The following is a 25,392-nucleotide window of genomic DNA, read 5'->3' on the forward strand; positions in this document are numbered from 1 at the left end:
GAAATGATGTGAGGAGATACAGCTATACGCCCGCCCATGACCCGCCGCCCGCTGGCGCCTATGCCGCCGAAGAACGGCCCGCGATACAATGAGTTCATCGCCTCTCCCAAGGTCCGCGTGATCGACGAGGAAGGCGAAAATCTGGGCGTAATGCTGACTGCCGAAGCCATCGAACAGGCGGCCGAGATCGGCCTCGACCTGGTCGAGGTTTCCCCCAACGCCGACCCGCCGGTGTGCAAGTTCCTCGACGTGGGCAAGTTCAAGTACGAAGCCCAGAAAAAGGCCAATGCCGCCCGCAAGACGCAGAAGACGCAGGAGATCAAGGAGATCAAGATGCGTCCGAACATCGACGACCACGACTTCGAAGTGAAGATGAAGAAGGTGTTCGACTTCCTGGGCGAGGGCGACAAGGTCAAGATGACGATGCGCTTCCGCGGCCGCGAGATGAGCCACACCCAACTCGGCCTCGCCGTGCTGCAGAAGGTAGCCGAAATGACCGCCGAGATCGCGAAGGTCGAGGCGCATCCGCGCACCGAGGGCCGCCAGATGCTGATGGTGCTCGCGCCGAAGTAGGCCGACGCCGCGGCTTCAGAAACCGGTACGAAAATCGAGGGCGGTCGTTCCGATGGGGCGGCCGCCCGCTTCGTATCGGCGCTCGACCATATGTGCGCGTCCGTCCGCCGCGATGGCGACGAGGGTCGAACAGCGCGTGCCATAGGCTTCGCCGTGCAGGAACAGCGCCGGGGCGTCGTCCGCGACGAGCATGTCGAGCAAGGTTTCGGGATCGGCCGCCGCCGCGGTTGCTGACGCCAGCGCCGCGCGCAGGCGTGTCGCCCGCGCACATGGGCTGTCGGTCGGCTCGTTCGCCAGCGCATGGATTCCCGTCGTCAGCCTTTCGACGCGCGGTTCCGGCCGGTTGGTCAGCAGCCGCGCGCCGCCCCGGTCGACCGTCAGCAGGTTGAAGGCGTTGAAGCGGTCGAGGTCGGCGCACTGCGGGTCGGCGAAGCGCCCGTCACCACGCAGCAGGTCGGCGACCAGTTCGCCGCGCGATTCACGGCCGGGATCGGGCGGGGCGCCGCGCACGTTGGTGACGACGACGACGCGCCCGCTTGCGGGATGCACCCCCAGCCAGGTTCCGCCCGCCTGCAGGTCGCGTCCGGCGATGATACCGCTGCCGTCTCCCCATTCCGCGAGCGGCGCGGCGGCGCGCGCGTGAAACTCGTCGCGGTTGCCGACAAGGATCAGCGGCCAGTCGGGATGGACGTGGCGGGCGAGGGCGACGACGCACATGCCGGCCATATCGTGCTTGGGTGATGATTTGCCAAGCGGGACATGATAGATATCGCTTCGTCTTTTCCGGGGGAGGGAGGAAGATATGAGCGAAACGGGCAAGGCGCCGTTCCATCTGTGGATCGTCGGCATTCTCACCCTGTTGTGGAACGCCATCGGCGCGTTCGACTATACGATGACCAAGCTGCGCAACGCCGATTATCTGAGCGCTTTCACGCCCGAGCAGCAGGCCTATTTCCACGGCTTTCCGCTATGGGCCAGCGCCGGCTGGGCGCTGGGCGTCTGGGGCGCCGTGCTGGGGTCGATCCTGTTGCTCGCGCGCAGCCGGCATGCGGTGACGGCGTTCGCCGCCTCGCTGGCCGGGCTTGCGATCAACAGCTTCTATCAGTTCGGGCTGCATTATGGCGATCTGGAGCGCCTGTTCGGGACGTTTCCGATGGTCTTCTATGCCGGCGTCTGGATCATCGCGATCACGCTCTTCGTCTACGCGCGGCGACAGGCGGCGGCGGGCGTCCTGCGCTGAACGGAAAAGGGGCGCCGATCGGCGCCCCTGTCCGTTTCCTTACCGCGCGCGGATGAAGGCGCGGATGTCGGACGCCAGCTTGTGGCGGTCCTCGTCGCGAATATACATCATGTGTCCCGCGGCATAATATTGATATTCGACGCGGTCCTGCGGGATGCCGGTGCGCGACAGCGAATATTCGGCGGCGAAGAAGGGCGTCGCGAAGTCGTAATAACCCTGTCCGACAAACACGCGCAGTCCGCTGTTCTCGCGCAGCGCCTGCCCGATATAGGGCGCGACGTTCAGATAGGCGTTGGTGTCGCGCCCGCCGATGCGCCAGTCCCACAGCCGCCCGATGCCGCCGATCGACTGATATTCGAGGTCGGTCTTGAACCCCAGCGTTTCGCGCGACCAGCTGTTGATCGCGGCGGTATAGCTCGCGTCGATGCCATAGAAGCTGGGATCGTTGTCGGGCTCTTCGCCGGCATTGTCGTAGTCACGGCCGGTATAACGGCTGTCGAGCCGTCCGACGGTCAGCCCGCGATCGCGCAGCAATTCCTTGTAGAAACGGCCCGGCGTCACGCGCAGGTCGGCATTTTCCAGAAAGGTTTCGGACAGGCCGGTGAAGCGCGAAAGCTCGCGGCGGATCTGCGCGCGCTCGTCGCCCTGCAGCTTCTGCCCCTTCAGCAGCGCCGCGGCATAGGGACCGATCGCCCATTGCCGCGCTTCCTCGACGAACTGTTCGACCGAGGACGCGCTCGCCTTGCCGTGATAGAGCGCGGTTGCGGCCATCGAGGGCAGGTTGGTGATGAAGCCCAGCTCGTTGCCCGGCGCGTCGGACCCGGCCGCAAAGTCGAGCACGGTCGAGATCAGGATGATGCCGTTGAGGCCGACGTCATTGTAGGTGACGTTCATCAACTGGTTGGCGACCGCCGCCGAACGCGTCGTGCCATAGCTTTCGCCGCCCAGGAACTTGGGGCTGTTCCAGCGGCCATTGTCGTTCAGCCAGCGGCGGATCACTTCGGCGACCGCCTTCGCATCCTGCGTCACGCCGTAATAATCCTCGGGCTTGGCATTGCCGATCAGATGCGAAAAGCCGGTGCCCGGGGGATCGATGAATACGATGTCGGTGACGTCGAGCAGTGAATCGGGATTATCGACGATCGGATAGGGCGGGGCGCCGTCGTCGCGCGCGTCGCTGGGGATCGCCACGCGCTTCGGACCGAAGGCGCCCATCATCAGCCACACGGTACCCGAACCGGGGCCGCCGTTGAACAGGAAGGTCACCGGGCGGCTGGGATCGCGCGGTTCCTTGATATAGGATGTGGTGACGATCGCGGCCTCGGGCACGCCGTCCTTGTTCTTGAGGATCGTTTCGCCGATCGTCGCGGCATAGGCGACGCGCTGCCCCCCGAACGTGCCAGACAGCTTCGTCGTACGGACCTGCGGCTCATAGTCGGTGGATTTTTCCGCCTTTACCTTGTCAGCGGGGGCATCCTCGGCATGGAGCATCGCGGGTGTTGCGACGGCGAGCGCCAAGGCGATCAGCGACAGACCAGATTTCATCTCATTCTCCCCAGTTGCGCGCGGACCCTAGGCAGCGCACGGGAGGGGAGCAAGGGCGCTCGTCGGCGGGGATCGTCCTTTTGTCGAAGCGGTCAGGCGGCTGCGTAAATTGCGGGCCGATAGCGCGGCGGAGGAATCGGGCGTCCGCTTTCCTTCGCCGTTTCAAGCCAAAGCTCGATAGCAATTTCGGCTTCGGCAATCGCTTCCGATGGCGTGTCGCCATGAGCTGAACAAGGCTTCAAATCCGGTACATCGGCAATCCAGCAATTATCGTCAGGATACCAGAAAACATTGATGTGATAGCGATGCTGCATCATTCGTCCAAAGCTAGGCCATATTCCTCGATCATATCAAGCAATTCGCGAACTTGGTAGCGCTTTGCATCCTTGCCCTTTGGCTGGACGACCAACAATTTGGTGCATTTGGGATGCACGAAACTCTGATGGCTGCCCTTGGTTCTTGAATGGACGAAACCCAGCGCCATGATCAGGGCGAGGAAATCGCGAAAAGAAACTTCGCGGTTCGAATTTTCGAGCAAAAGAGCGAATAGCTCTGATGGCTTGACCATTTTTCAGATTCCCTTTGTGGATGCATGCTTATTAGCATCACAAAGAAAGTGCTATGGGTGTCCGTCAGCGGACGCCCAAGCAGCTTCGATCGAATCGCACAGCGATTTGGATTGAAACCCGATTGCCTACCGCCCCCACTTCGTCTTGCTCTGCTTCCCGAAGCGTCCCTTGCGCGTTCCCGGCTTGCCTTCGTTCGAGCGTCCCACGCGCGGTGCGACCTGTTCGTCCGGGGGCAGGCCTAGTTCGTCGGCCTCCAGCCGGCGGATCTCGTCGCGCAGGCGGCCGGCTTCCTCGAACTCCAGGTCGGCGGCGGCGTCGCGCATCTTCTTTTCGAGCTCGGCGATATAGGCGCGCAGATTGTGGCCGACCATATGGTCGGGCTTGTTGTCGCCCAGGTCGATCGTGACCTGATCCTTCGACGCAACATGCGCGATGATGTCACCGATATTGCGCTTGATCGTGGTCGGCGTGATGCCGTGTTCGGTATTATACGCCTGCTGTTTTTCGCGGCGGCGGTCGGTCTCGCGCATCGCGCGCTCCATGCTGCCGGTGATGCGGTCGGCATAGAGGATGACGCGCCCGTCGACGTTGCGCGCCGCGCGGCCGATCGTCTGGACGAGGCTGGTCTCGCTGCGCAGGAAGCCCTCCTTGTCGGCATCGAGGATCGCGACCAGCCCGCATTCGGGAATGTCGAGCCCCTCGCGCAGCAGGTTGATGCCGACGAGCACGTCGAACACGCCGAGCCGCAGGTCGCGGATGATCTCGATGCGCTCCAGCGTCTCGACGTCCGAATGCATGTAACGGACCTTCAGCCCCGCCTCGTGCAGATATTCGGTCAGGTCTTCGGCCATCCGCTTGGTCAGCGTGGTGACGAGGGTGCGGTATCCTTGCGCCGCGGTCGCCTTCGCCTCGGCGATCAGGTCGTCGACCTGCTCCTCGACCGGGCGGATGATCACCGGCGGATCGATCAGGCCGGTGGGACGGATCACCTGTTCGGCGAAGACGCCCTGCGTGCGGTCCATCTCCCATGTGCCGGGGGTGGCCGAAACGCTGACCGTCTGCGGTCGCATCGCATCCCATTCGGCGAAGCGCAGCGGCCGGTTGTCGATGCAGGAGGGGAGGCGGAAGCCATATTCGGCCAGCGTGATCTTGCGGCGGTGGTCGCCCTTCGACATCGCGCCGATCTGCGGGATCGTCTGGTGGCTCTCGTCGACGAACAGCAGCGCGTTGTCGGGCAGATATTCGAACAGCGTCGGCGGTGGCTCGCCGGGCAGGCGGCCGGTCAGGAAGCGGCTGTAATTCTCGATTCCCGCGCAGCTTCCGGTCGCCGCGATCATTTCGAGGTCGAAATTGGTGCGCTGTTCCAGCCGTTGCGCCTCGAGCAGCCGTCCTTCGACTTCCAGTTCCTTCAGCCGTTCGGCCAGTTCGTGCCGGATCGCCTCGCTCGCCTGTTTCAGGGTCGGGCCGGGGGTCACATAGTGCGAATTGGCGAAGACGCGGACATAATTCAGGTTGGCGATCTTCTTTCCGGTCAGCGGGTCGAACTCGGTGATCTCCTCGATCTCGTCGCCGAAGAAGCTGACGCGCCACGCCATATCCTCATAGTGCGAGGGAAAGATTTCCAGGCTGTCGCCGCGGACGCGGAAATTACCGCGCGAAAAGGCCTGATCGTTGCGCTTGTATTGCAGCGCCACCAGCTTGCGGATGATCTCTCCGCTGTCGACGACCTGTCCCTTCTTGAGGTCGAAGATCATCGCCGAATAGGTTTCGACCGACCCGATGCCGTAAAGGCACGATACAGAGGCGACGATGATCACGTCGTCGCGTTCGAGCAGCGCGCGCGTCGCCGAGTGGCGCATGCGGTCGATCGCCTCGTTCACGCTCGACTCCTTCTCGATATAGGTGTCGGAGCGGGGGACATAGGCTTCGGGCTGGTAATAGTCGTAATAGCTGACGAAATATTCGACCGCATTGTTCGGGAAGAAGCTCTTGAACTCGCCATAGAGCTGCGCCGCGAGGATCTTGTTCGGCGCAAGGATCAGCGCGGGGCGCTGCAATTCCTCGATCACCTTGGCCATGGTGAAGGTCTTGCCCGATCCGGTCACGCCGAGCAGCACCTGGTCGCGCTCGCCCGCGCGCGCGGTGTCGACCAGTTCGCGGATCGCGGTCGGCTGGTCGCCGGCGGGCTGATAGTCGCTGACCAGTTCGAAGCGCTTGCCGCCCTCGACCTTGTCGGGACGTGCGGGGCGGTGCGGGACATAATCGCCGCTGGTGTCGATTTCGTCGAGCGAGGTGCGAATCTGGATTGCCATCACGAGGAATATGGTATCGTTTGCCTGCCACGACAACGTGGCGTGACGGCAACCAAATGGATCGCATCGGGGTTATCGCCCAATCCAGCAGAAGGATGGAATATATGAGGAAATTTGTGACGATCGCGGCCCTTGGCGTTGCCATGGCGGTGACGGGATGCAGCAAGTCGGCGAACAGCGACGGCCCGGTGAAGCGCGAGGCAGGCAACTGGAAGACCGAGGTCAAGCTGGTCAAGTTCGAGGTTCCCGGCATGCCCGAGGAAATGAAGGCCGGCATGAAGCAGATGGTCGAGGGCCAGAGCGGCATGGATCAGTGCTTCACGCAGGAACAGGTCGACAAGGAGGATATCGCGGCCGAACTCGCCAAGGAAGGCTCGGGCAACGGCGGCGAATGCAAATGGTCGAAAAAGGATGTCGCTGGCGGCAAGATCGACGTCGCGGGCACCTGCACCGCCAACGGCCAGACGATGGACATGGCGATGGCCGGAACGATGGAAGCGAAGAAGAGCGACGTGACCATCACGACCAAGGGCAAGATCCCGACCGGCGACGACATGGAAATGGTGATGCAGGTGGTCAGCACGCACACCGGCCCGTGTCAGGCCGGCGCCGCGACGAAAAGCTAAAGCTGAGCCGAAGCGTTTCGGCAGCACCATGGGCGTCGGCACGAGCCGGCGCCCTTTCATCGCACGACGGATTGGCGCCGACGCCCGATATTGCGGGATACGGCGCGGACCGGACAAGTCCGGACACGCTTCTGATCGTGGTGATGAGGGGGAGAGCGGACCTGCCGGAGGGGACACAGGTGGGGCTATGTCCCCTCCGGCAAAGTCTCAGTGTATGAAGCCGACAGGTGTTGCGAAGAATGCCAGGGACCAGCTCGCATTCTTCAACCCACCGGCTTCAATTCGTCGAACTGAGAACATGTCTCAGACCAGACCACGGTGTTGTGGGGGGCACCGCGACGATTGAAAGGTGGCAGCGGTGACGGGGAAATGATAGTTACATGGGGTCACGTAGCGGGTTGTCGCTACTTGATAACCAAATGCTAAGATTGTTTCACCGGATTTTGGCCGGATTGGTGGGAACCAATTTTCAGCATGGCGCGTTCCGGCCTATCTGTTACCGTTACATGGCCGTAACGGTGTCTGGTCGTGCTCCGGGATTGGCGTATCTACCGCAGCAGCTCGTCGGGGAGCATCGAGGGTAGAATGAATCATACAGGAACGAACGAGTCGGAGAGCAGCGACGCCGGCGACCGGATCGTCGAACAGGAACTGCGCCGCCTGCTCGAATCACCGCTGTTCGTTCGCTCGCCGGTGTTGTCGCGATTGCTGCAATATCTGGCCGATCACCGGCTGCGCGGCGCGCGGAGCGCCCCCAAGGCCTATGAGATCGCGACCGAGGCGCTGGGGCGCAGCCACGATTTCGACCCCTCGCTCGACAGCTATCCCCGCGTCATGGTCGGGCGCCTGCGCAACCTGCTCGACCGCTATTATGCCGATACGCCTTGGGTGCACCGCCTGCGCGTTCCGCAGGGCAGTTATGAAATCGTCGTCCAGCATCGTGCCGCGCCGCCGCCGGCCCGCTCCGCCGAAAATGCTGCGGAAGCGTCCGCCGCGGCATCGGTCGACCCGGTCGCGACGCCTTCGCACGAAGCCGCCGCGCTGCCCCCGGCGCGTTTGCGGCGCGGACGCCGCACTGTCCTGCTCGCCGTGCTCGTTCTGGCGGGGCTCGCGGCGCTCGCGGGATGGTGGGCCTGGCGCGGGCAGCAGGCGGTATTCCAGGGCAATATCGACCCGATGCCGCTGGTCGAGATCAGCGCCCCCGAAGCGGGGGAGAGCGCGGTTTCGCGGGCGCTGGCGCGCGCGCTCGACGGCAAGCTGCGCGACGGTATCCGCCGCTTCGAGTTCGTCGACCTGCTGAGCGCGCGGAGCCGCGAGGACGACCGGCGCGACCGCGCGGATTACCGACTCGACAGTTCGGTGGTGCGGACGGTCGAGGGGCCGGTCGACGTGACGCTGGTGCTCAATCGCGTCGCCGACCAGCGGGCCATCTGGTCGACGCAGGTGCGGGTGAATGACGGCGACGTGCCCGAATTCGGTCAGCTCGAGCCCGCGATCGCCCAGATCGCCGGCGATTACGGGGTGATCGTTCGCGACCAGCTCCGCCGTCAGCCCGACGATTACGCTTCCGGCTACCCCTGTCTGGCCCAGTTCAGCCGGATGCGGCAGAATCGCACCGCGGAAGGGGCGCGTAGGGTCGGCGACTGCCTGCGCGCGTCGGTCGAGCGCGCGCCGCGCGACCCGGTGCTGCTCAATGCGCTGTCCTGGCTTCGGTTCGGTGACTGGGGGCCGCAGCGGGGGACGCCGCAGGGCAAGGCGATCTTCGCCGAGGCGCGCGGGCTGGCCGAGCGCGCCTATGAAAACGGTCCGAACACGCCGGCCGGCCTGTTCGCGATCACGCGCGCCCATTTCTATGCCGGCGATTGCGCCGCGGGGGAGGCGATGGGCAATGCCGCGGTCCGGCTCAATCCCTATGATCCCGACATGGCCGGCTTCATCGGGCTGTTCAAGTTGACGTGCGGCATCGGCGACAATGGAGAGGCGCTGCTGCGCCGGTCGCTCGCGCTCGACGCCAGCTATGCGGGGGTTCCGGCGGTCACGCTTGCGTTCGTGCTGTCGCAGCGCGGCGAAGTCGATGAGGCGCGCGCCATCCTCGACGGCATGCCGTCGCCCAGCAACATGGAGCCGCAATATCTGGTGGTGCGGTCGATCGTCCTGGCGCGGCAAGGCCATCTGGCCGAGGGGCGTCAGCTCTGGCAGCGCCTGTTGACCTATACGCGGCAGCCGGCGGGCACCGAGCCCGAAAAGGTGCTGGGCCAGTTCATGATCACGCCCGCCGTGGTCCGGCACGCCGCGGCGGCGCTACGCGATTCGGGCGTGGTGCCGGCCGCCCCGCGCGGTTGACCGGAACACGGCCCGCATCGCTTTCCGGGGGCATGATCATCGCGATCGGCTGTGGGTTCGTCCTTGAAGCCGGCGGCTCTACCCCCTATTTCCGGGGACAGGTGGCCGAACAGCAGAAAGGGGGCGACGGTCGGCCTGCGCCTTGTCCGGGGGGCGGTGTGTCGATGCGGCGTATGGCCGCGGTCGTGACGCCAGCCTCTTGCCAGCCCCGCCGACGGACACTAGGGCAAATTCCAACATTCACGAGACAGTCAGAAAAAAAGGAACTGTGCATGAGCGATTCGGCCGAAAAGGTTAAGAAGATCGTCGTCGAGCATCTGGGCGTCGAAGCCGACAAAGTCACCGAGGAAGCGAGCTTCATCGACGATCTGGGCGCCGACAGTCTCGATATCGTCGAACTGGTGATGGCGTTCGAGGAAGAATTCGGCGTCGAGATTCCCGACGATGCGGCGGAAAAGATCGCCACCGTCAAGGATGCGATCGACTATATCGAAGCGAACAAGGGCTAGGCCCGTTCGGTCCGGCGCGGCCGGACGCGGCGGCGACGCCGCCCACGCGTTTCCGGCTTCCCGGCTCCCAGCGCTTGCGCGCCATGGCCGGGAAGCCTTTTTTTTGGGCATGCCCTGACAAAGATGATGCCGCGCCCCGAAGAGGCGAGGCCCGACGAAAGGAATGACTATGCGCCGGGTTGTGGTGACGGGTTTGGGTTTGGTGACGCCGCTGGGCGGCGACGTCGAAACGAGCTGGGCCAATCTGATCGCCGGAAAGTCGGGCGCGGGGACGATCACCCGCTTCGACGCGTCGGACCAGAAATGCACGATCGCGTGCGAGGTGAAGCCGGCGGATCACGAATATGGCTTCGACCCGATGAAGCGCGTCGATCACAAGGTGCAGCGCCAGGTCGACCCCTTCATCATCTACGGCATCGACGCCGCCGGGCAGGCGATCGAGGACGCCGGCCTGACCGAGATGACCGATGAGCAGAAGCTGCGCGCGGGCTGTTCGATCGGGTCGGGGATCGGCGGCCTGCCGGGCATCGAGAGCGAGAGCCTGCTGCTCGCCGAAAAGGGCCCTGGCCGCGTCAGCCCGCACTTCGTCCACGGTCGCCTGATCAATCTGATCTCGGGTCAGGTCAGCATCAAATACGGGCTGATGGGTCCCAACCATGCCGTCGTCACCGCCTGCTCGACCGGCGCGCATTCGATCGGCGACGCGGCGCGGATGATCAAGGACGGCGACGCCGACATCATGCTCGCGGGCGGCGCCGAGTCGACGATCTGCCCGATCGGCATCGCCGGCTTCGCGCAGGCGCGCGCGCTCAACATGAGCTATAACGACCGCCCCGAACAGGCGAGCCGCCCCTATGACAAGGATCGCGACGGCTTCGTGATGGGCGAGGGCGCGGGCGTCGTCGTGCTCGAGGAATATGAGCATGCGAAGGCACGCGGCGCGAAAATCTATGCCGAGGTGGTCGGCTACGGCCTGTCGGGCGACGCTTATCACGTCACCGCGCCGCACCCCGACGGCTTCGGCGCCTATCGTTCGATGGAGATGGCGCTGAAGAAGGCGGGCATGACCCCGGCCGACATCGACTATATCAACGCGCACGGCACCTCGACGATGGCCGACACGATCGAACTCGGCGCGGTCAAGCGCCTGTTCGGCGACGCGATCGGCGACGTGTCGATGAGCTCGACCAAGTCGGCGATCGGCCACCTGCTCGGCGGCGCCGGCGCGGTCGAGACGATCTTCTGCATCCTCGCGATCCGCGACCAGATCGTCCCCCCGACGCTCAACCTCGACAACCCCGACGAGGGGACCGAGGGCGTCGATCTCGTCCCGCACAAGGCCAGGAAGCGCCCGGTGCGCGCGGCACTCAACAACAGCTTCGGCTTCGGCGGCACCAACGCCAGCCTGATCGTCAAGGCGGTCGAGGAGTAGCTCGAGCCGGACTGAAACCTCTTTCCTACATTGCGCCGCCATGCTCTAGCAGGCGCGTGCGCTCGACCGGGCCCGGTTTAAAGCCGCAGAGGACACAAAAGCATACCGCACATGCGGGGCTTTTGTGGCTTTAGGCCGCCGGGCAAGGACTGACGGGAGACTCTGGTGCGTCCGTTTCGCTGGCTGACGATTGCGATCCTCGCGCTGCTGCTCGCCGCCTGCTCGGGCGGCGCGCCGCGCGATACGGTGGTCGTCATCCCGCCGGGCGCGAGCATCGCGAAGGCGGGCGAGATCCTCGAGAAGGCTGGCGTCGCGTCGGCGTCCGCCTTCCGCAACCGGGCGCGCTTCCTCGGCTCTGACAAGCCGATCAAACCCGGCGAATATGAAGTGAAGAAGGGCATGGGCGCCGGCGATATCCTCGCGCTGCTGCAGTCGGGCAAGACCGTGCAGCGCTTCGTGATGATTCCCGAAGGCATGCCCTCGATCATGGTGTGGGAGCGATTGATGGCCGAACCGCGCCTGACGGGCGAGGTGGCGGTGCCCGCGGAGGGCAGCGTGCTGCCCGATACCTATGCCTTCACCACCGGCGAAAGCCGTGCCGCGGTGCTGAAGCGGATGCAGGCGGCGATGGACAAGGCCTTTGCCGAGCTCTGGGCGAAACGCACCCCGCGCACCGCGGCGAAGGACCGGGGCGAGGCGATCACGCTCGCCTCGATCGTCGAGAAGGAAACCGGCGTCCCCGCCGAGCGTCGCACCGTCGCGGGCGTCTATACCAACCGGCTCGCGGTCGGCATGAAGCTGCAGGCCGATCCGACGATCATCTATCCGATCACCAGGGGCAAGCCGCTCGGCCGTCGTATCCTGCGGTCCGAAATCCAGGCGGTGAACGGCTACAACACCTATGCGATGGTCGGTCTGCCGAAGGGGCCGATCGCCAATCCCGGCAAGGCGTCGATCGCGGCGGTTCTCGACCCTGAACCCAACGACTATCTCTTCTTCGTCGCCAAGGGCGACGGCGGCCATATCTTTGCGCGCACGCTGTCCGAGCATAATGCCAATGTGCAGAAATGGTATGAGATCCGGCGCGAGCGCGGGGAGATGTAGGACAAGCGCCGTCGCGGCGAAAGCCGGGACGGCTGGCAGCCTTGCGCCGTACGGATAGGGCCGCGCGTTCGGAAGGGCGAAGGAAAGGCGAAGCGACGATGGCGACCGCGAAACTCTTCCTCCACGGCGTTCCCGACAGCCCCGCGGTCTGGCGCCCGCTACTCGACGCGCTCGACCTCGGCGATGCGCCGGTCGCGGCGCCCGCACTGCCCGGCTTCACGGCCCCGCTGCCCGCGCATTTCCCCGCGACGAAAGAGGCCTATGCCGACTGGGCGGTGGGGGAGGCGGCGGCGCTGGCGCGCGTGCATGGCCCGATCGACATCGTCGGCCACGACTGGGGCGCCCTGATCGCGCAGCGCGTCGCGATGCTGCGCCCCGGCCTCATCCGAAGCTGGGCGGTGTCGAACGCCGTGATCGACCCCGATTATCGCGGCCACCGCATCGCGCGGATCTGGAACACGCCGCTGCTCGGCGAAATCTTCATGGCGCTGAGCCGTCCGGCGGCGCTGGCGAAGGGACTCGTCGCGCAGGGGCTTCCCGCCGCCATTGCGGAGGAAGAGGCGCGGCAATGGGCGGGCAGGGACAAGCGCCGCGCGATCCTGCGCCTCTACCGCTCGGCGAAGGGGCTCAGCTTCCGGCACGACTGGGCGCGCGACCTTCCGGACCTTCCCGCGCGGGGCGCGCTGATCTGGGGCGCGAACGATCCCTATGTCGCTCTGGCGGTGGCGCAGCGCTACGCCGCCCGCACCGGCACGCCGCTGACGGTCATCGAGGATGCGGGGCATTGGGCGATCGCCGAACGCCCGCAAGCGGTCGCGGCGGCGCTGCATCGCTTCTGGAACAGTTTGTAACGGGGCGCTTTTTCGCTCTCATCGGCGCAGGCGATCATTGTGACCCAGGAAATCGATTGGATTGCCGCAAAGGATTGGCCGAAAGCGCCCGACATCGAGAAAGGGCGTCCCATGGACGATGGCCATCCCCCCTCCCGCCGCGCCCATCCCTTCTCGTGACTGGCGACCCGGGCAATCCCCCTCCCGTCCGGGCCTCTGGCGCCGCGCCCGTCGTCGTTACCGCAACGACGGGCGCGGCCGACCAGCGCTTCTTCGACGCGCTGCGGGTCGCTCATTATCCGCCCAGCCGTAATCGCGTGGCGTCGCATATCACGCTGTTCCATCATCTGCCGCCATCGGCCCTCGACGAACTCGCCCGGCTGATCCGCGCCATCGTCGCCGACACGCCGCCGCCTGTGGCACGTGTTTCGGACATCTACCTGCTCGATCGCGGCGTCGCCTTTCGCGTCGAAAGCCCCGACCTGCTGGCGATCCGGGCGCGCATCGCGGACCGTTTCGCGGGCCTGCTCGCCGCGCAGGACCGCGGCACGCCGCGCCTGCACATCACGGTCCAGAACAAGGCCGATCCAGCAGCGGCGCGGGCGCTGCTCGCCGAACTGCGGCGCGATTTCCGCGCCCGGCCGCTGGCAATCGCGGGCCTCGCCGCCCACCATTACCGCGACGGACTGTGGGAAACGGCGTTTGAAAGGAATTTTCGCGGCATGCGCGGACGATATTGACCGGCGCAGACCGCCTGCTTATAGGCGCGGCTCGCCCACGGGCGGCCTTTCGGGGCGGAGTAGCTCAGCCGGTTAGAGCAGCGGAATCATAATCCGCGTGTCGGGGGTTCGAGTCCCTCCTCCGCTACCATTCCTTGATCCGGAAGCTTCCGCTAGCTTCCGTATTTTTCCAAAAATCGAAAGAAAAGCAGAGGGTTGCGGGTGATTCGCGTCCGCATGCGCCCATGGTCTTCCACATGCAGCCAGATTTGGTGTGGGGGTATTTTGGGGGTATTTTCGCGAAGTATCGGAAAGGAGCGATACCCCCAATGCCTCTCACGGAGATCCAGGCCCGAAATTCCAAGCCACGCGAGCGCGCCTACAAGCTGGCCGACGGGGATGGCTTATTCCTGTTCGTACAGCCGAACGGGTCAAAGTTATGGCGGATGAAGTACCGCTTCGCGGGCAAGGAGAAGTTGCTTTCGTTCGGCGCTTACCCAGAGCTCGGGATAGCTGCCGCGCGCGACAAGCGTACCGCCGCAAAGGCTTTGCTCGCTGAAGGCAAGGATCCAATGAAATCCAAGGGAGAAGTGATCTCGCAGGAGGGAGCCACCTTCTTCGAGGTCGCAAAGCGCTGGCATGAAAATCGAAAGAGCGCGCTGAATTCCGCGCACGCCGAGCGCGTCTGGTCGCGCATGGAAAGGGACGTCTTTCCAGCCATCGGCCAGAAACTCGTGCATGAAATCACGGCGCCCGACGTCCTGGCGATGATACGCAAAATCGAAGCAAGAGGCGCGCTCGATATCAGCCGGCGTGCTAAGCAAGGGGTGGGGCAAGTCTTCCAGTTCGCAATCGCGTGTGGCCTGGCCTCGAATGATCCGACGGCACATTTGCGTGGGGCTCTAAAGCCGCGACCAAGAGTGAAGCATATGAGCCGGCTGCCGCTCAGCGAATTGCCCGCATTCATCGACAAGCTGCATGCCTACCAGGAAGAGGGCGAACGACGGTCCGCGATCACCCGTGACGCTGTTCTCTTTGCTCTCCTGACTTGGGTTCGAACCAAGGAGCTCCGTTTCGCCGCCAAATCCGAGTTTGAAGACCTGGGCGGCAAATCACCTGTCTGGCGCATACCAGCCGAGCGAATGAAGATGGGACGGGAGCATTTGGTGCCCCTCCCGCAGCAGGCAACGCACATCGCGAAATCTATGATAGCAGCAGCGCCGGGCGAGTTTCTCTTCCCGGGCAACGGCCCGAACAAGCCACTTTCAGAGAACACAATGATCTACGCGCTCTATCGCCTCGGATACCACAGTCGCCAAACCGTACACGGCTTCCGCGGCTTGGCGAGCACCTGGGCCAATGAGCAGTTGGTCGAGTTTGGTAAGCCGCCCATGTGGATCAGGAAATACCATGAGGATTGGGTCGAACTACAGCTCGCGCATTCGGAGAAAAACGACGTGCGTGGAGCTTACAATGCCGCTGAATACCTGGCTCCTCGGCGCCGCATGATGCAGGACTGGGCTGACTATCTGAGCGGCGGGAAGGTGATCGACATCAAGAAGGCAGGAAAGCGCGCAGCCTGATAACGATGGCTTCAATCAGACCGGTCCAATCCAGTCTGCGCGCAAACGATCTCGACCTGCGACAACCCCCTCGACAATCACCGCTGATCCGACGAATTCGGATTCGGGTTCGTTGCTCTCGATGATCCAGACGACTTCGTCTGTTGTGGTCAGGAACATTCCGCGTCTACCGCGGCTTAACATCCCCGACACGCGTATTCGACCTGCACTCACAATGCCCCCCGCTCAAAAACGCCAATAGCGCAGCACTTCGCGCACATAGGCCGGCGTCTCGCCGTTGCGTGGAACACCGCCGGCGCGCTCGACGGCACCGGGACCTGCATTGTAAGCGGCGAGGGCCAAATGAACTACCCCGAACTTGTCGAGCATCTGGCGCAAGTATCGGGCCGCACCCAAGATGTTCGCCTTGGGATCGAAGCGATTTGAAACGCCAAGGTCCCGCGCTGTACCTGGCATCAATTGCCCCAAACCCGCGGCGCCAGCCTTGCTGATCGCCAGAGGATTATATCGGGACTCCGTCCATACAAGCGCGTCGAGAAGACCACTTGGTAGCGAGTATTGAGCCTCAGCGGCGTAAACATGAGGAAGGTAGCTTGCTCGACGGAAGCCGGATGGCGCGCTGCCTTGGGGCTTTGGATATCGATAGGGCAGATAGGTTCGACCCGCATCGGTAGCCGACTGCTCGGACGAGCCCGCTGGAGGCATTCTCCAAATGCCGTGTTCGACGAGACGAAAGCCATCGGTTCCTTCTGCAACGCGGAAGCCGTCGGTCGTCAACTCCGAGGCAACGGTCATCTGAGGGGCTTCCAGTTCCTGCGCGTGAGCGGGTAGGAGGAACCCAAGTCCTGCCGTTGCCACTGCGGCTACTGCCGATTTCAGTCTCATTCCCGAATCCTTTAGTGGTTGAATCGGGATGGAACATATATAGAACATATGATGTAGGAAAATGAAACGTCAGCGACGCAGAGCGGAGGCTGCGCGGGTGGAGGCACGTTACGATGGAGATGCCCCCATGCACCAACACCGATCATCCCGGTTCCGAGGTCTGCAACTGGAAAACCGCGCGCGCAAGATAGTCGAGCAACTGGGCGGTGCCTGGTCGCGTTCGCGCGGAATGTGCTGCTGCCCGGCCCACGACGACCGCACTCCTTCGCTAAGCATCACACTCGGAAAGCGCGCAATCCTTGTTCATTGCTTTGCCGGCTGCACGAACGAGGCGGTGATAGAAGCCATGGCCGGGCTCGGAATACGAATTGCGGACCTGTTCGATGGCACGAGTGGTCCGATCGTGGCCGAACCGCGCGAGGAAGTCGCCAATCGCAATGCGCTGAGGCTCTGGCGTGAGGCGTCGACCATCGCTGGCAGCCCCGCCGAGAAGTACCTCGTGTCCAGAGGCATCACGATTTCTTCGCCGGAGCTGCGTTTCCACCCGCGTATGCCGCTGGGGCCAAAGGGTGCTGTCCGGTTTCTACCGGCGATGGTGGCGGCCGTGCGCAATGATGCCGGAATTCTGGCGCTGCACCGCTCCTTCCTTGACCTCGACAAAACCAGCTTGGCTTCTTTCGATCAGCCGAGGCGTGCGTTAGGCAGCCCCGGTTCTGGCGCGGTGCGTTTCGCGTACCCGGATGGGGGACGCCTTGGCCTTGCAGAAGGAAACGAAACGGCCCTCTCAGCGATGCAAATGTTCAATGTTCCCTGCTGGGCGACTCTAGGAAACGAACGCTTCGGCCTGGCCACAATCCCGGTTTCTGTGCGGCAGCTGTATCTTTTTGTCGACAATGATGCGGGCGGGCGCCTTGCTGAAGAGCGTGCGCGCGAGGCTTACGCTTGCGAAGGGCGGCTGATTGTCACCAGGCGTCCGGAGCTAATCGGCGAGGATTGGAATGATGTGCTCATGCGCTCAGTCCGCGCTGCGGTCTGAATGTCGGTGAGAGGAAAGCGGGCTTGGGGCCTTGTGAGGCCCCCCGGCGGATCCATCCGAACGGACACCCGGACAAACCCAGGGCCTCTTCAGGAGGTCTCCCATGTCACACGCAAATACCGCTTTCGCATTTTCCGATCCCGCCGAGCCGCAAGTGTTGGCAGCGGCGAGGGCGCTGGCCGCGCGGCTCGCTGCAGATCAAGCAATCTCGCGGCTCACCATGAACGCCACCATGGCCGATCACTTCGGCGGTAGCGACGCCGAAGGACGCTGGTCCGTTCGCGATGCCCATGCCGCACTGGAACTGGCTCAGGTGCTGTTTCTGGCGCAGGCAACAGAATTTGCTCCTAGGATGTCGTCCAGCTTCGCCGATGATGCATTTATGCGCCTTGAAGCTCTGGTCCCGACCCAGTCCAACCGGAGCGACGAGCAAATCGAGTGGCAACAATTCGCAACGCCGCCCCGCCTGGCCTGGATCGCGGCGAAAGCATGCGCGATTTCTGCCGCTGAACTGGTCCTCGAACCGTCGGCCGGAACCGGGATGCTGGGCGTATGGGCAGCAAAGGCAGCTGCGCGTCTCGCTCTCAACGAGATATCGCCGCTGCGCCGCGAATGCCTGGGCGCCGTGTTTCCGGACGCGACAGTCACGGGATTTGACGCGGAACTGATCGACGAACTTCTCACGCCCGACGTGGGGCCGAGCGTGGTGCTGATGAACCCGCCCTATTCACACGGTATCGAGAGGGGCCACGATGGCCGCACTGGCGACCGGCACCTGCGTTCTGCCTGGAAGCGCCTTCTGCCCGGTGGCCGCCTGGTCGCAGTGATGCCCGAATGGTTCGAGCTTCCGAAGTTTCTTGTCGGGATCGCTGGTCCCGTCTCGTTGCGTCTAAACGCGACGATCGAGCGCGGTTTCGTCAAGCAGGGCACCTCGATCTCAACCCGGCTCGTGGTTCTCGACAAGGCTGAGGATGGTAACAGCCCGATCATCGCCCAGCCGGCAAACTTTGCCGAGCTTCATTTGCTGATCGATATGCTGCCTGACCGGGTAAGCCTGCCCGCCGAACCCAGCATCGGCACCAAGCCAGCCTTGCCGCTTCGACTGGTGGCGAACAAGACGAAACCGGTTCCACTTAAGGTCCATCCAGCCGCGGCAGCGGCGTCGATCCTGCCGCTTGAATTTACTCCGCTCGAAGCACCTGCGCCGATCGAAAGCCAGGTTGGGCATTATTTGCCTTACCGACCGAGCCGGATCTCGATTGCAGATGCTGTCCCGCATCCGACCCCGCTGGTCGAATCTGTCGCGATGGGTTCGATAACCGCACCCGTGCCCGAAGTGGTGCCTCAGCTTCCTTCGAGCATCATTGCTGGAGGCGCCTTATCCGCTGCGCAGGCCGAGACCCTGATCTATGCCGCTAGCGCTCATGCCCGCGATCTGCCGGGCCGGTTCGAGCCCGACGACAAGGGCTCCGCCTTGAAGGCGAGCGCCGAGGGGCGTGCTTACCGGATGGGCTACTTTCTTGGTGACGGAACTGGTGCAGGCAAAGGTCGGCAAGTCGCCTCTGTCATCCTCGACCGGTGGGTGAGGGGCGAACGGCGCCACATCTGGATTTCCAAGAACGAAGCTTTGCTCGAAGATGCCCGCCGCGATTGGAGCGCGCTCGGCGGCCTTCCCATCGACGTTCAGCCCGTTGGTCAATGGAAGCTCGGTGTCCCGATCGGGATGCGCGAAGGCATACTCTTCGTGACTTATCCGACACTACGCTCGGGCCGCAGCGACGCGACCCGGCTCGAGCAGATTCTCGAATGGGCAGGGGAGGACTTCGACGGGCTCATCGTCTTTGACGAAGCCCATGCGATGGCCAACGCCGCTGGCGGGGAAGGCTCACGTGGTAAGGTAAAAGGATCGGAACAGGGCATTGCCGGTGTTCGCATCCAGAATCTGTTGCCGCGCGCTCGCGTGCTCTACGCGTCTGCGACCGGGGCATCCGACGTCAATAATCTCGCCTATGCCACCCGTCTTGGCCTGTGGGGTCCCGAAACGGCTTTTGCCAATCGCGAAGCCTTCGTCGCAGACATCCGCGATGGCGGTATCGCTGCAATGGAACTGGTCGCCCGTGATCTGAAGGCACTCGGACTGTACGCGGCGAGGGCACTCTCATTCGCCGGAGTTGAATACGAGATTCTCGAGCATTGCCTGACCCCCGACCAAGTGGCGGTTTACGACGCCTATGCAGACGCCTGGGCAATCATTCATTCCAACCTGCGCGACGCACTCGAGGCAACCCGGATCGTCGACACTGACAGCGGCGATACCCTGAATTCAGGCGCCAAATCGGCTGCGCTTTCGGTGTTTGAAGGCACCAAGCAGCGCTTCTTCGCGCAGCTCCTTCTATCGATGAAGCTGCCAAGCCTTCTGCCTGCGATTGATACGGCACTTGCCGACGGCAACGCTGTTGTAGTTCAACTCGTCTCGACCGCCGAAGCCATGCTCAACCGCCGCCTCGCCGATCTCTCCGATGCAGAACGTGAAGCACTCGAAATCGATCTCTCCCCCCGCGAAGCGATCTAATGTTGAGCTCAACATTACACATATTCTTTGCAGTCGCAGTTTATGTCGAGCGTGGCGGCAGGAGGCGCAGGTTTCCTTCGGTTTTCCATGATTTCACTCCAGATAATATGAGGGTCAGGGGGAATGTTCGGTGACGGGCTAGGCCCGCCTTCGAACATCGGTAAGCATGGTAATCAGGGCATCGGATGGTGGCTTGAAGCGCCCGGGCTTGATGGCGGGGGCACCATGAGCCGCGAGGATTTGCAGCTTCTCCTCGGGATCGGCCCGCAGGTATGTCTCGGTGCTCTGTATGCTGGCATGGCCAAGCCACAACGCGACCTTGCGGATGTCCCCGGTCGCCGCGAGCGTGTGCATCGCGCTGGAATGGCGCAACACATGCGGCGTAACCCGTTTGCCGAGGATCGACGGCTGCTTCGTTGCCGCGGTCTTGACGTGCTCGGCCAAACGGAATGCGAACCCGTCACGGGTCATGGGTTGCCCGTTGGCATTGAGGAATATCTCGGCAGCTTGCGCGTCGGGCCGTATCGCAAGCCACGCGCGCAATGCGAACTGGGTCTCCTTCCAGAGCGGCAGGACCCGTTCACGCCGACCCTTGCCCATGATGTGCACGGTGGACAGGGAGCGGTCCGGGAAATCGCGCAGCTGCAGCGACACAAGTTCCGATACCCGGAGCCCGCCGGCATAGGCCAGATGCAGCATGGCGCGATCGCGGGTGCCAAGCCGAGTGCGGGGATCGGGGGCGTCGAGCAACGCCTTGATCTCGGCCCGGTCGAGATAGTCGATCAGCGCCTTGTCAGTCTTCTTGGTCGGGATCGATCTGACGCGGAGAGCCTGATCGAGGCAGGCTGGAATGCGATACTCGATATACCGGAAGAAGGACCGGATCGCAGCGAGCCTGCCATTACGGGTCCGCACGCAGCTGCCGCGGCCGGTCTCTACATGGTCCAGGAAGGCCATGATCATGTCGGTGCCGAGATCCTCGATCTCAAGATCGGTCGGCCGACGCTTCAGCCGATCGGCAGCGAACTGAACGAGGAGGACGAAGCAGTTGGCATAAGTCTTCACCGTGTGCGGGCTGACGGCACGTTCGCGTGGCAGATGTTCACGCAGGTATGCCGAGAGATGGGGAGCGAGCGCCGTCATGCCGCTTCTCCCCGGTAAAGTTGCTCGCTGGCGGCAGCGATGTCGCGCAGCAGCACCGGAGTGGCTTCGAGATACCAATACGTGTTGGCGACCGACGCGTGCCCCAGATAGACGCTGAGTCCGGCCATGTGGTGTGCGATCGCCTCCCTGTCGGGCGGACATGCCTCAAGCGAGCGGACAGCGAAGGTGTGCCTCAGATCGTGGAGTCGCATGCCCGCCGTACCGGTTGGTCCACGATATCCGAGCTGCCGGGCTAATCTGACGAACACGACGTGGGCGCGCACCTTGTGCGGTGCCCGTCCCCGGATAGTGACGAACAGGTCGTTGCCCCTGGCCGCGTGCTTCTCGCGGAGGGCGAGATAGGCTTCGAGTGCTTGGCGCGTCGATGGCTGCAAGGCAATCAGCCGCTGCTTGCCGAACTTGCCGTTGCGGACGATCAGGCCATCCTCGACCAGATCGTTGCATTGTAACGCGAGGGCCTCGGAAATCCGGAGACCTGTCGCCGCGAGCAGGCCGAACAGGTAATGGTATGTGTATGGGCTGATCGTGCCTTGGGGTGGAACGTCCAATGCTGCAGTCATGATCGCCCGCACTTGGTCCGGTTCAATGATGGTCGGCGTCGGGCGTGGCCGCTTGCCCCGGCCGAAGACGCCGGCAGGCGGAACTTCGTGGCCTGAATCTTCGGCCTGAGCGAAAAGGCTGAAGTTACGTGCGGTGTCGAACCTCCGGCGGGCCACATATTGTGAGCTTGACGTGTGGCACCAGTCGTAGATGCGCTGGACCTGAGTGTGCCGATCGCCGAAACCCTCGGCGTAGGCAGCGTACTGGCGGAGCATCCGGTCCTGTTCGGAATACTTGCGACCCAGGCTGCGATGCAGAGCGACGTATCTTGAGATGTGTGTGTTCAACATGGCAGGTCTCCGGGCCAGGGCTGCGCGATCTTCATGAGCATCGGCAGATCGACCTTGGCGTAGATGGCAGTGGTCTCGGGCGAGCTGTGACGCAGGATGGTCCCAACGGACTCCAAGCCCGCGCCGGTGCGCAGCAAGTTGGTGGCAAGCGAATGCCGGAATATGTGCGACCCGGTCGGCACCCCTTCGATCCCACCGCGCTCGTGCGTGCGTGCAACGATGCCTGCGATCTCCGCGGACGAGCTGAATGGCCGGAACGGAGCTTGCACGCGCAGGAACAGATGCTCTTCGACGGCCTTCGGGCGGGCTGCCGCAAGATATGCCAGAATCGCGTCGCCGACATCCTGCGGCAGTGGCAACCGGTCCGGCCTTCGGGTCTTGCCCTTGACCCGGATGTACCCGCCCCGCCAATCGATATCGTCGAGCCGCATGTCCCGGACATCGCCCGCTCGCAATCCGAGCCTGGCGAGCAGGAGAATGATGGCCTTGTCGCGGACTTCCACCGGCCGATCAGTCGGACAGGCTGCAATGATCTTCTCGATCGTGGCCGGGTCAACGTGACGGGGTAACGCCGAAAGGCGGTAGCGTTGCACTGATGGTATCGCGTGCAACAATGCCGGTCGGCACTCGCCTTGCACGATCAAAAACCGAATGTAGCTCCTCATTATCGTGACGAGCAGCGATGCCGAACCCGGCGTCTCCTTGCTTCGTCGTTGGAACGCGCGCCTGAGAGCGGCTGCATCCCATTTTGAAGGCTCGCCGAGCATGGGCATGAGCCGCGTGATATCGGTCCGGTAACGCCGGATCGTCTCGTCGGTCGCGCCGCGATGTTGCTTGAGCCATGTCAGATATGCCGCCATGTGCGGGTTATCGTCCACCACCGGTTCGACCGATGGGATGACGCCTCGACCCCGCAGAAACTCGACGAAGTGCCGAGCGCAGCGCCGCCGCCGCTTGGTGCCCGTGGTGACCAGCTTGCCCCGCTTGCGCCAGACCGGGCAACGACAATCATGCACGGCGTACTGGTCGATGATCGTGTCGTCGATATCGGCCCACCGTCGTCGCGCAATGCGAAGCCAGGCCACGACATGCTCGGCCTCGGATCGATAGGACTGCGCCGGTCCCTGCGCGAGTTGCAGGCTATTGATCGCGTCGAAATAGTCGGCGAGGTGCCGTGGCAGATCGTCGATCCCGTCGTCGACTTCGACGTAGCCTTGATCTTCCAGGAAGCGGACGAAGCGTCTGACTCGCGCTGCCATGTCCGCCTTATATACTGGCTGCTGCGCTGAATACCGGTGGCACCGGCACCGGTGCTTCTCGAACCGCCGAACAGCCCGATCGTCGATCGTGCGGACCGCGATCCCATGGAGTTCCAGCCAATGCAGGAAATGGCGGGCAGCAGCGCCAAACAGAACCGCACAGGCTGACCTCTCGTCGAGCGACAGAGAGGAGAGGAATGCGGTGAGTAGGGTGTCGTGTCTGGGCGGGTCTTCGACCCGGAGCGGGGCCGCTCGAAACGGCAATGATGATCTTGTTCGCATTTAACTTCCTTCGACTTGTTGAGGTCGAAGGAACTGTAATTATCTGGAGTGAAATCATGGAAAACCGAAGGAAACCTGCGCCTCCTGCCGCCACGCTCGACATAAACTGCGACTGCAAAGAATACGTGGTCGATTACCTCACCAAGAGCTTTCCGGTGCGGTTGATGTCCGTGTTTACGGACGAAAACGGCAACGCGCGGTCCGAACCGATGAGTGATGCGAACGGTGCTCCAGTTCTCTGTCGTACGGCACTTGCCGCGCGCGATCGCATGATCGAGCAGCTCTGTGCCTTGCCGCCGATTGCGACGGCGCTCGATGCGATCATCGAACGGTTCGGTGTCGATCAGGTCGCCGAAGTCACGGGCCGTACCCGCCGCCTGATTGTCGGACGCGATGGGCGCCAGGTGCTTCAGTCGCGCTCTCCGCGCGCCAATGTCGCCGAGACGCGAGATTTCATGGACGGCACCAAGCGAATTCTGGTTTTCTCCGATGCCGGTGGCACCGGCCGCAGTTATCATGCCGACCTCGCGGCAAAGAACCAGATGCGCCGGGTCCATTTCCTGCTTGAACCGGGCTGGCGGGCCGATGCGGCAATTCAGGGCCTTGGCCGTACCAACCGCACCAATCAGGCATCTGCCCCGCTGTTTCGCCCGGTGACCACCGATGTGCGTGGCGAACGTCGGTTTATATCGACCATTGCACGGCGGCTCGACAGCCTCGGGGCACTGACCCGCGGGCAACGCCAGACGGGAGGGCAGAACCTCTTCGATCCTGCCGACAATCTCGAGAGCGCCTACGCCAAGGAGGCGCTTCACCGCTGGTTCGGCCTGTTGTTCGCAGGCAAGCTGGAAGCCGTTTCGCTTTCTCGGTTTGAGGAATTGAGCGGGCTCAGGGTCGAAGGGCCCGACGGCGGGATGGTCGATGACCTGCCAACAATCCAGCGCTGGCTCAATCGCATCCTCGCGTTGCCGATTGCTTTGCAAAACGGCATATTTGACGAGTTTCTCGGCCTCGTCGAAGCGCGGATCGATGCAGCACGCCAGGCCGGCACGCTCGACATTGGGGTCGAGACCATTGCGGTGGAGCATTACGAGGTGCTGACCGACACGCTACTGCGCACCGATGCGCTGTCGGGCGCGACTACGCATCTCCTGGAACTCGAGATCGCCCGCGCGCTCAAGCCTTTGCGTCTCAAACGCCTCGAGGAGCTCTACGGCTTGTCAGGTGCGCGTCAGCAGCTTCTCCGTAATACGCGCTCAGGCCGGATCGGGCTGCTTGTCCCAGCGCGCAGCCTGCTCACAGACGAAGGTATGCGGGTGGCCCGCTTCGAGCTTGTCCGTCCCTTGAAGCATGGGCACATCACCGCCGATCAACTCGCGGATAGCAACTGGGAAACGGTGGATCCAACCGAATTTCGCCGCCTGTGGCAGGTGGAGGTCGATGACGCCGCATCAAATCACAAGCGCGAGCGACTGCATCTTGCAACCGGCCTGCTGCTTCCGGTGTGGGACAAACTACCTTCCGATTATGTTCGGATCAGCCGGATCTCGGCGCGAGACGGACGCTCGCTGTTAGGCCGGGAGGTTCCGCTTCATTGCGTGCCCGAACTGTGCCAGGCGCTTGGGCTCGAAGACGAACATTCCTTTTCGGCAGAGCAAACCGTCGATGCGGTGCTCGGGACAGGGCGACCGATGCAAATCAAAAGCCGCGAAGCGCTTACGCTCAAGCGCAGCCTCGTGAATGGCGCGCAGCGGCTCGAACTGGCTGGTTGGTCGGCGTCGCGCCTCGACTGGTACAAGGCACATGGGTGCTTCACCGAGATCATACGCTATCAGACGCGACTTTTCGTCCCGACGACGAACGCTGTGGCGGTCTTGGCGCGGCTTGCAGGCCAAATTTGACGTATCTTGCCAAATGGC

Annotated in this window: 23 protein-coding genes and 1 tRNA gene; 14 read left to right on the forward strand and 10 right to left on the reverse strand. The window is 63.4% G+C overall.

The features are described from left to right. Positions 1 to 36 precede the first annotated feature (36 nt). Positions 37 to 573, forward strand: a complete 537-nt coding sequence (infC, locus tag SGRAN_RS08545; protein WP_067182575.1) for a translation initiation factor IF-3 — start codon at positions 37 to 39, stop codon at positions 571 to 573. Positions 574 to 588: 15 nt separating this feature from the next. On the opposite strand, the gene SGRAN_RS08550 is transcribed toward infC, so the two are convergent. Further along, a complete protein-coding gene (locus tag SGRAN_RS08550; protein WP_067186984.1) occupies positions 589 to 1,290 on the reverse strand; it encodes an NRDE family protein in 702 nt (233 codons plus the stop codon). An 85-nt stretch (positions 1,291 to 1,375) separates the two neighbouring features. On the opposite strand from SGRAN_RS08550, the gene SGRAN_RS08555 reads away from it, so the two are divergent. Then, positions 1,376 to 1,813 carry a hypothetical protein gene (locus tag SGRAN_RS08555; protein ID WP_067182576.1) on the forward strand — a complete coding sequence of 146 codons (438 nt, stop codon included), beginning with the start codon at positions 1,376 to 1,378 and terminating at the stop codon, positions 1,811 to 1,813. A 39-nt stretch (positions 1,814 to 1,852) separates the two neighbouring features. Here SGRAN_RS08555 and SGRAN_RS08560 read toward each other — a convergent pair whose 3' ends face one another. The 4 genes from SGRAN_RS08560 to uvrB all read right to left on the reverse strand — a co-directional run bounded on the left by SGRAN_RS08560 (position 1,853) and on the right by uvrB (position 6,239). Then, on the reverse strand, positions 1,853 to 3,358 hold the full coding sequence (locus SGRAN_RS08560; protein WP_067182577.1) for a S10 family peptidase: 1,506 nt from the start codon (positions 3,356 to 3,358) through the stop codon (positions 1,853 to 1,855). A gap of 92 nt (positions 3,359 to 3,450) precedes the next feature. After that, complete coding sequence (locus tag SGRAN_RS21640; RefSeq protein ID WP_082737441.1) at positions 3,451 to 3,672, reverse strand: type II toxin-antitoxin system HicB family antitoxin; 222 nt, start codon at positions 3,670 to 3,672, stop codon at positions 3,451 to 3,453. After that, a complete protein-coding gene (locus SGRAN_RS08565; protein ID WP_067182578.1) occupies positions 3,672 to 3,926 on the reverse strand; it encodes a type II toxin-antitoxin system HicA family toxin in 255 nt (84 codons plus the stop codon). Before SGRAN_RS08565 ends, SGRAN_RS21640 begins: the two co-directional genes overlap by 1 nt. A gap of 126 nt (positions 3,927 to 4,052) precedes the next feature. Then, on the reverse strand, positions 4,053 to 6,239 hold the full coding sequence (gene uvrB / locus SGRAN_RS08570; RefSeq protein ID WP_067182581.1) for an excinuclease ABC subunit UvrB: 2,187 nt from the start codon (positions 6,237 to 6,239) through the stop codon (positions 4,053 to 4,055). A 104-nt stretch (positions 6,240 to 6,343) separates the two neighbouring features. Here uvrB and SGRAN_RS08575 point away from each other — a divergent pair, with 104 nt between their 5' ends. From SGRAN_RS08575 to SGRAN_RS08615, 9 genes are all read left to right on the forward strand, one after another. Beyond that, the gene (locus SGRAN_RS08575; RefSeq protein ID WP_172709637.1) at positions 6,344 to 6,865 is read left to right on the forward strand and encodes a DUF3617 domain-containing protein; all 522 of its coding nucleotides are present in this window, start codon (positions 6,344 to 6,346) and stop codon (positions 6,863 to 6,865) included. Positions 6,866 to 7,450: 585 nt separating this feature from the next. Continuing rightward, entirely contained in the window at positions 7,451 to 9,208 is a 1,758-nt protein-coding gene (locus SGRAN_RS08580) for a tetratricopeptide repeat protein (RefSeq protein ID WP_067182585.1), read from the forward strand. Positions 9,209 to 9,480: 272 nt separating this feature from the next. Beyond that, a complete protein-coding gene (locus SGRAN_RS08585; RefSeq protein ID WP_003039428.1) occupies positions 9,481 to 9,717 on the forward strand; it encodes an acyl carrier protein in 237 nt (78 codons plus the stop codon). A 169-nt stretch (positions 9,718 to 9,886) separates the two neighbouring features. Next, positions 9,887 to 11,149, forward strand: coding sequence for a beta-ketoacyl-ACP synthase II (fabF, locus tag SGRAN_RS08590; RefSeq protein ID WP_067182587.1), 1,263 nt, complete (start codon positions 9,887 to 9,889; stop codon positions 11,147 to 11,149). A 165-nt stretch (positions 11,150 to 11,314) separates the two neighbouring features. Further along, a complete protein-coding gene (gene mltG / locus SGRAN_RS08595) occupies positions 11,315 to 12,253 on the forward strand; it encodes an endolytic transglycosylase MltG (RefSeq protein ID WP_067182590.1) in 939 nt (312 codons plus the stop codon). A gap of 98 nt (positions 12,254 to 12,351) precedes the next feature. Further along, on the forward strand, positions 12,352 to 13,104 hold the full coding sequence (locus SGRAN_RS08600) for an alpha/beta fold hydrolase (RefSeq protein ID WP_067182596.1): 753 nt from the start codon (positions 12,352 to 12,354) through the stop codon (positions 13,102 to 13,104). A gap of 155 nt (positions 13,105 to 13,259) precedes the next feature. After that, positions 13,260 to 13,823 (forward strand): 2'-5' RNA ligase family protein, encoded by a 564-nt coding sequence (locus SGRAN_RS08605; protein ID WP_067182600.1) that lies wholly within the window; start codon positions 13,260 to 13,262, stop codon positions 13,821 to 13,823. Positions 13,824 to 13,876: 53 nt separating this feature from the next. After that, a tRNA-Met gene (locus SGRAN_RS08610) sits at positions 13,877 to 13,953 on the forward strand. Between the two features lie 178 nt (positions 13,954 to 14,131). Continuing rightward, positions 14,132 to 15,385 (forward strand): tyrosine-type recombinase/integrase, encoded by a 1,254-nt coding sequence (locus tag SGRAN_RS08615; RefSeq protein ID WP_067182615.1) that lies wholly within the window; start codon positions 14,132 to 14,134, stop codon positions 15,383 to 15,385. Positions 15,386 to 15,400: 15 nt separating this feature from the next. Here the strand turns inward: SGRAN_RS08615 and SGRAN_RS22965 are convergent, their stop codons facing one another. Next, positions 15,401 to 15,568 (reverse strand): DUF5818 domain-containing protein, encoded by a 168-nt coding sequence (locus SGRAN_RS22965; protein WP_311880690.1) that lies wholly within the window; start codon positions 15,566 to 15,568, stop codon positions 15,401 to 15,403. Positions 15,569 to 15,610: 42 nt separating this feature from the next. Continuing rightward, on the reverse strand, positions 15,611 to 16,270 hold the full coding sequence (locus tag SGRAN_RS08620) for a lytic transglycosylase domain-containing protein (RefSeq protein ID WP_067182617.1): 660 nt from the start codon (positions 16,268 to 16,270) through the stop codon (positions 15,611 to 15,613). 127 nt (positions 16,271 to 16,397) lie between these two features. Between SGRAN_RS08620 and SGRAN_RS08625 the strand changes: the two genes are divergently transcribed. Next, positions 16,398 to 17,306: a DUF7146 domain-containing protein gene (locus tag SGRAN_RS08625; protein WP_067182619.1), complete on the forward strand. Its 909-nt coding sequence runs from the start codon at positions 16,398 to 16,400 to the stop codon at positions 17,304 to 17,306. 103 nt (positions 17,307 to 17,409) lie between these two features. Then, positions 17,410 to 19,878: a strawberry notch family protein gene (locus SGRAN_RS08630; protein WP_067182621.1), complete on the forward strand. Its 2,469-nt coding sequence runs from the start codon at positions 17,410 to 17,412 to the stop codon at positions 19,876 to 19,878. A 138-nt stretch (positions 19,879 to 20,016) separates the two neighbouring features. On the opposite strand, the gene SGRAN_RS08635 is transcribed toward SGRAN_RS08630, so the two are convergent. From SGRAN_RS08635 to SGRAN_RS08645, 3 genes are read right to left on the reverse strand one after another with little or no spacing between them, the layout of a single operon-like run. Continuing rightward, complete coding sequence (locus SGRAN_RS08635) at positions 20,017 to 21,021, reverse strand: tyrosine-type recombinase/integrase (protein ID WP_067182623.1); 1,005 nt, start codon at positions 21,019 to 21,021, stop codon at positions 20,017 to 20,019. Next, positions 21,018 to 21,932, reverse strand: a complete 915-nt coding sequence (locus SGRAN_RS08640) for a tyrosine-type recombinase/integrase (protein ID WP_067182626.1) — start codon at positions 21,930 to 21,932, stop codon at positions 21,018 to 21,020. The genes SGRAN_RS08635 and SGRAN_RS08640 overlap by 4 nt, the downstream gene beginning before the upstream one ends. After that, entirely contained in the window at positions 21,926 to 23,473 is a 1,548-nt protein-coding gene (locus SGRAN_RS08645) for a tyrosine-type recombinase/integrase (RefSeq protein ID WP_067182629.1), read from the reverse strand. The genes SGRAN_RS08640 and SGRAN_RS08645 overlap by 7 nt, the downstream gene beginning before the upstream one ends. On the opposite strand from SGRAN_RS08645, the gene SGRAN_RS08650 reads away from it, so the two are divergent. Continuing rightward, on the forward strand, positions 23,455 to 25,374 hold the full coding sequence (locus SGRAN_RS08650) for a strawberry notch C-terminal domain-containing protein (RefSeq protein ID WP_404950408.1): 1,920 nt from the start codon (positions 23,455 to 23,457) through the stop codon (positions 25,372 to 25,374). The genes SGRAN_RS08645 and SGRAN_RS08650 overlap by 19 nt on opposite strands. The last annotated feature ends 18 nt before the right edge of the window (positions 25,375 to 25,392 follow it).

Source organism: Sphingopyxis granuli, assembly GCF_001559015.1.
Taxonomy (GTDB): Bacteria; Pseudomonadota; Alphaproteobacteria; order Sphingomonadales; family Sphingomonadaceae; genus Sphingopyxis; species Sphingopyxis granuli.

What these genes read in the sequence shown, in the direction of transcription:
- infC (WP_067182575.1), top strand. Translation starts at nt 37, where the DNA reads ATGACCCGCCGCCCGCTGGCGCCTATGCCGCCGAAGAACGGCCCGCGA.
- SGRAN_RS08550 (WP_067186984.1), bottom strand. Translation starts at nt 1,290, where the DNA reads ATGTGCGTCGTCGCCCTCGCCCGCCACGTCCATCCCGACTGGCCGCTG.
- SGRAN_RS08555 (WP_067182576.1), top strand. Translation starts at nt 1,376, where the DNA reads ATGAGCGAAACGGGCAAGGCGCCGTTCCATCTGTGGATCGTCGGCATT.
- SGRAN_RS08560 (WP_067182577.1), bottom strand. Translation starts at nt 3,358, where the DNA reads ATGAAATCTGGTCTGTCGCTGATCGCCTTGGCGCTCGCCGTCGCAACA.
- SGRAN_RS21640 (WP_082737441.1), bottom strand. Translation starts at nt 3,672, where the DNA reads ATGCAGCATCGCTATCACATCAATGTTTTCTGGTATCCTGACGATAAT.
- SGRAN_RS08565 (WP_067182578.1), bottom strand. Translation starts at nt 3,926, where the DNA reads ATGGTCAAGCCATCAGAGCTATTCGCTCTTTTGCTCGAAAATTCGAAC.
- uvrB (WP_067182581.1), bottom strand. Translation starts at nt 6,239, where the DNA reads ATGGCAATCCAGATTCGCACCTCGCTCGACGAAATCGACACCAGCGGC.
- SGRAN_RS08575 (WP_172709637.1), top strand. Translation starts at nt 6,344, where the DNA reads ATGAGGAAATTTGTGACGATCGCGGCCCTTGGCGTTGCCATGGCGGTG.
- SGRAN_RS08580 (WP_067182585.1), top strand. Translation starts at nt 7,451, where the DNA reads ATGAATCATACAGGAACGAACGAGTCGGAGAGCAGCGACGCCGGCGAC.
- SGRAN_RS08585 (WP_003039428.1), top strand. Translation starts at nt 9,481, where the DNA reads ATGAGCGATTCGGCCGAAAAGGTTAAGAAGATCGTCGTCGAGCATCTG.
- fabF (WP_067182587.1), top strand. Translation starts at nt 9,887, where the DNA reads ATGCGCCGGGTTGTGGTGACGGGTTTGGGTTTGGTGACGCCGCTGGGC.
- SGRAN_RS08600 (WP_067182596.1), top strand. Translation starts at nt 12,352, where the DNA reads ATGGCGACCGCGAAACTCTTCCTCCACGGCGTTCCCGACAGCCCCGCG.
- SGRAN_RS08615 (WP_067182615.1), top strand. Translation starts at nt 14,132, where the DNA reads ATGCCTCTCACGGAGATCCAGGCCCGAAATTCCAAGCCACGCGAGCGC.
- SGRAN_RS22965 (WP_311880690.1), bottom strand. Translation starts at nt 15,568, where the DNA reads ATGTTAAGCCGCGGTAGACGCGGAATGTTCCTGACCACAACAGACGAA.
- SGRAN_RS08620 (WP_067182617.1), bottom strand. Translation starts at nt 16,270, where the DNA reads ATGAGACTGAAATCGGCAGTAGCCGCAGTGGCAACGGCAGGACTTGGG.
- SGRAN_RS08625 (WP_067182619.1), top strand. Translation starts at nt 16,398, where the DNA reads ATGCACCAACACCGATCATCCCGGTTCCGAGGTCTGCAACTGGAAAAC.
- SGRAN_RS08630 (WP_067182621.1), top strand. Translation starts at nt 17,410, where the DNA reads ATGTCACACGCAAATACCGCTTTCGCATTTTCCGATCCCGCCGAGCCG.
- SGRAN_RS08635 (WP_067182623.1), bottom strand. Translation starts at nt 21,021, where the DNA reads ATGACGGCGCTCGCTCCCCATCTCTCGGCATACCTGCGTGAACATCTG.
- SGRAN_RS08640 (WP_067182626.1), bottom strand. Translation starts at nt 21,932, where the DNA reads ATGTTGAACACACACATCTCAAGATACGTCGCTCTGCATCGCAGCCTG.
- SGRAN_RS08650 (WP_404950408.1), top strand. Translation starts at nt 23,455, where the DNA reads ATGATGATCTTGTTCGCATTTAACTTCCTTCGACTTGTTGAGGTCGAA.
- SGRAN_RS08645 (WP_067182629.1), bottom strand. Translation starts at nt 23,473, where the DNA reads ATGCGAACAAGATCATCATTGCCGTTTCGAGCGGCCCCGCTCCGGGTC.